We start from the raw sequence: 3,977 nt of genomic DNA, 5'->3' as shown, positions 1-3,977 counted from the left end.
GTCCGACCCCGCCACTGCGATCTTCCGGGTTCGGATAGCGTCGATGTATCGCGCCGACACGCCGTCCACGTAGGTGCGGTTCAGCATCGGGTGCTCAGCGTGCGTCGGGCCGAAGTCCGAGTCCGGGTGATAGACGGTCAGCAGCATGTCCGCGTCGGCCTCGGTGGCGAAGGCGTGAGGCGCGTCCGGATAGAGGATGAAGAGGCATCCCGGCTCGAGCCGCTGCACGCCGGTCTCCGTCCGACACAACCCCCGCCCCGAATGCACGAGGCCCGCCCGGATCGTCGGGTGGGTGTGCATGGTCTGGTCGATTCCCGGCGGGAAATGAAGCAGGTTGAAGCAGGGCTCACCGCGCATCGGAGGCGAGATAAGCAAGGTGTCGGAACAGCCGTCGATGTACATCAGCCGGCCCCGCGTCTCGATCGGCCCGCCCACGCTGTTTAGGCCGAGAAATCCCTCCCGCAGCGCCAGGAAACCCTCGCCGCCTTCGACGACCAAGCGGTCCCGGACGACCACCGAGAAGTACTCGCCGGCGCGCGCTACGCGCTGCTGTCCTTCCCCCTCAAGTGTAGCTGCGCCCGAATGCACGAACCCGAAGGCGGTCCCGGGCCCCTCCACCACCAGGGTGGCCTGCGGCCGGAAGCCGTAGACCCGCGACGGGAAGGAGGGGTCCGCGCCTTCCGCCAGGAGCCCGTGCTCCAGCGCCATGACCAGGGCAGCCGGCATTCAACCTCCGCGCGTCCGTGGGCCGTGAAATGACGCGAGCGCGCCAGAGTGGCGCCAACGTCCGGACGCCCCCCTAGTTCTTATACAAGCGGAGCCGATCACCGGGAAGTGCCGAAGCCCCGCAATGCAACCCGAGGTACGCTTATGGCGATGGCCTCTAGGCTCCTAACGGGTCCGCGGGGCGCGTCGCTTCAAGGGCTCGTCAAGGGCTCCGGCGTCTAGCCGCCGCCGGTAGGACCTGAAGACGTTTCTCCGGGCGAGCTGTTATCCCGTACCAATCAAGGCAACGGCCGGCGCCGGCGGGCCAAGGTGGCCGTCGCCCTGGCGCGGCAGGTCTCCGCTGATCATGTGGCGATCTGGGATCAGGACCGGGCCCTTGTCGCCCGGCGCCGGGAACAGCCGAGCCTTCGATCGGTTGCGGCGGCGGAAGCCCGAGACGTCGCTCCTATCGGATGGCGCCGGCGGGCCGACGGCGCGCTCACGCGCCCGCCTGACATCAGGACGCGGCGCAGGCGCAAGGCTCAGGTCCGCGTCGGCCAGTCGGGAGGGCGCCGGATGCCCCCGCCGCGCATGCCCTGGACCTGCCGCGCCGTCGGGGTGTAGCCGAGCCGGGCGTAGAGGTTCTCCAACCCGCCGAACCGTCGCGTCAGGGCGTGGCTGTGCGGCACGCCGGGGACGAGGCCGATCAGCTCCTTGCTTAAGCGTCCATGGCGCTCCAGGGCCTCGGCCAGGCGCGCAAGCACCTCTTCGTCGGAGACCCTGCTTCGCCGGCCTTTCCGCAGGTGGGGCCGGACTCGGAACGCGGCCGCACTGGTCGCCGCCTGTTGCGGGTTCATCTGATAGCCGATGCGGGCGTAGGCGGCTGAGAGATTGCCGAACCGGGCCTGGTAGACCGACGCGCAGTGGGTCTCCGGATCGCGGTCGATGATTCCGCGGCTGAGGACCCCGTGGCGCTTGAGCGCCGCCGAAAGTTCGTCAAGAAGCGCATCGTCGTCCACCATCGGCTTGTTGCGCCGGAACCGCGCCTGGGCGGCCGCGAAGAGTCGGCGGGAGACCATCGGCCGGATGGCGTCGGGCGTGCGGATCCAGGTCGATGGGGGTTGGTGCGTCCGTCGGCCCAGCTCGTGGCGGGTGCGGCCGATGACATTGACCCCGATATACGCCTCGTTGCGCAGCACCCGGCGCACCCGGATCGTGGTCCAGGACGCGCCGTAGGTGGCGGTCCGGCCTTCGCTGTTCAGGCGGATGGCGATCTGGCGGGCCGTCAGGCCATCCCGCACGAACATCCGGAAGATCCGTCGGACCAGTCGAACCTCGGCCGCCGGCCCCGGCGTGAGGATCACGCGATCGCCGCGCAAGGCGGACCGTTCTCCCGGGGCCAGCGCAAGCCGCCGACGGCCGTCGGGCGAGACCACATGTCGGGCCAGGCCGTAAGCAGCCGGTCCGCCCATCCAGAACCCCTTGGCGCCCAGTCCGCGCTGAACCCGGGAAACCCGCGCGGAGAGGTCGCGGCTGAACTCGGCCGCCATCGCCCGCTTCATATGCTTGAGCATGGCGGCCATGAGGCTGCCATCGGAGGGAAAGGCCTCGGCCGTGTAGCGCACATCGACGCCGGCGGCGCGGCAGAGGTACTCGTAGTGGGCGCTTTCGTCGGGGTCCTGGAAGCGGCCCCAACGGCTCACGTCATAGACCAGGATGACCTCGAAATCCGCCGAACCGCCGATGGCGGTGGCGAGGAGGCTGCGCAGGCCGACCCGCTTCGCGATCGTGACGCCGCTGCGGGCAGGGTCGGCATAGGTGCGCACAATCGAGAAGCCGTGCTCAAGGGCGTAGGTCGCGTTGGCGGCGCATTGGTTTTCGATGGAGTAGCGCTGCTGGTCGGTGGACATGCGGACGTACTGGGCCGCGGGACGTAGGGACGTTGACATGGTCGTCTCCTCTCTCGGCCGTCCCAGGGGTGCGTCACAAGCGGACGCCGACCCAGGACGAAACATCGCGCGGCCGTTCGATGTCCTGTATATTTAATACAATGAGACAGCCGCGAGATCCCGCCATCATCCCTCGGAACGCCGTCCACCTGAAGATCGGCCGCTGGTTCGAGGCCAGCGCCAGCGGATGGGGGGTGGTCATCGTGCCGCTTGCGCTCGGACTGCTGTTGGCGGCGGCTGTCCTGATCGGGCCGGCCGCCCCCTAGCCGGCGAGGTCAGCGCGACGGTCGCCCGCGTCCGCCCACCGGCGCCCCGGCCGCCTGCAGGCGCACGGACACCAAATGGCCCTCCAGGCGGCAGGTGGCGACGATCCGGTCGTAGCTTCGCCGTCCCGCGACGCAGTCGAGGCGTCGGCCCAGGGCGACCTGCTCCAGGATCGCCTTGGCGGACCGGCCGCCGGCTTCGGCCAGTTCCGGTGCATAGACGTCGGCGAGCCGCACCTCGACCCAGTGCGCCGGCGGGGGCCCCATCGCCACACAGAGGCTGTCGCCATCCCCGACGTAGACCACGGGGCCCGCGAAGGCGCGTCCCGGCCTGAGATGGGCGGGTGTGGGGCCGCGATCGGGAACGGCCTTGCAGGGATCCGCGCGCGCCACGGCGGCGACCGACACCGCGACCGCCAGCGTCGCGAGCCCGCAGCGAATGCGGAAGGCGCCACCACGGGGCGATGACGTGGCGCGGTCGCGCACCGGGACCGCCTTCAGGTCCCGCCCGGGGTGACTTGGTGGCGGAACCGGACCTGCGCGGCCACCTCCGGCCAGGAGCCGCGGAACAGCGTTGCGGACGGATACCAGGGGGTGTCGGCACGCCCGACCATCCAGCGCCAATCGCAGGGCTCCGGGAGCAGCACCCAGGTCGGTCGGCCCATCGCCCCTGCGAGGTGGGCGACGGCGGTGTCCACCGTGATCACCAGGTCGAGACCGGCGACGAGCTCCGCCGTATCCTGCAGGTCCTGCGCGCCCGTGTTCGACGGTCGCAGGTCGAGAGCGCCGAGGTCCCGGAGGAGGCCTTCGGCGATCTCGGCGGGCAGGCTCCTGTCCGGCTTGCTGGCGTCGGGCATCAGGCCCACCCGGGCCCCGGACGAACGCGGATTCGCCGTCAGGTAGGGCCGGTTCGGGAGGGACTCAGGGGTCAGGTCGAAGCCCAGGGGCAGGGCGCTCGAGGGGCAGTAGTAGTCGCAGCGCAGGTCGTGGTTCTGGTCGGACGACAGGACCGTCACGCCGAGCGACCGGAACAGCCGGGTCAGGGCGGGCGGGCAGAGCC

5 protein-coding genes are annotated in these 3,977 nt (G+C 70.5%); 1 reads left to right on the top strand and 4 read right to left on the bottom strand.

What is annotated here, in order from left to right; translation table 11 throughout:
- Together AX721_RS22195 and AX721_RS22190 are read right to left on the bottom strand one after the other, a co-directional pair.
- A partial coding sequence (locus AX721_RS22195) for a cupin domain-containing protein (RefSeq protein ID WP_068878152.1) occupies positions 1–726 on the bottom strand: 726 nt, incomplete at its 3' end.
- Between the two features lie 521 nt (positions 727–1,247).
- On the bottom strand, positions 1,248–2,654 hold the full coding sequence (locus AX721_RS22190; protein WP_197422677.1) for a recombinase family protein: 1,407 nt from the start codon (positions 2,652–2,654) through the stop codon (positions 1,248–1,250).
- A gap of 101 nt (positions 2,655–2,755) precedes the next feature.
- Here AX721_RS22190 and AX721_RS27575 point away from each other — a divergent pair, with 101 nt between their 5' ends.
- Positions 2,756–2,920, top strand: a complete 165-nt coding sequence (locus AX721_RS27575) for a hypothetical protein (RefSeq protein WP_156467328.1) — start codon at positions 2,756–2,758, stop codon at positions 2,918–2,920.
- 9 nt (positions 2,921–2,929) lie between these two features.
- Here the strand turns inward: AX721_RS27575 and AX721_RS22185 are convergent, their stop codons facing one another.
- Both AX721_RS22185 and AX721_RS27570 read right to left on the bottom strand, forming a co-directional pair.
- The gene (locus tag AX721_RS22185) at positions 2,930–3,403 is read right to left on the bottom strand and encodes a thermonuclease family protein (protein WP_231733170.1); all 474 of its coding nucleotides are present in this window, start codon (positions 3,401–3,403) and stop codon (positions 2,930–2,932) included.
- Positions 3,404–3,414: 11 nt separating this feature from the next.
- A partial coding sequence (locus tag AX721_RS27570) for a glycosyltransferase family 9 protein (protein WP_304440894.1) occupies positions 3,415–3,977 on the bottom strand: 563 nt, incomplete at its 5' end.

The sequence above is a fragment of the Phenylobacterium sp. CCH9-H3 genome (genome assembly GCF_001557235.1).
In the GTDB taxonomy this organism is placed as follows: Bacteria; Pseudomonadota; Alphaproteobacteria; order Caulobacterales; family Caulobacteraceae; genus Phenylobacterium.
This window is presented reverse-complemented; position numbering and strand designations above follow the sequence as displayed.

Excerpts from the sequence above, each read along its gene's own strand:
- AX721_RS22190 (WP_197422677.1), bottom strand. The coding sequence starts at position 2,654 with ATGTCAACGTCCCTACGTCCCGCGGCCCAGTACGTCCGCATGTCCACC.
- AX721_RS27575 (WP_156467328.1), top strand. The coding sequence starts at position 2,756 with ATGAGACAGCCGCGAGATCCCGCCATCATCCCTCGGAACGCCGTCCAC.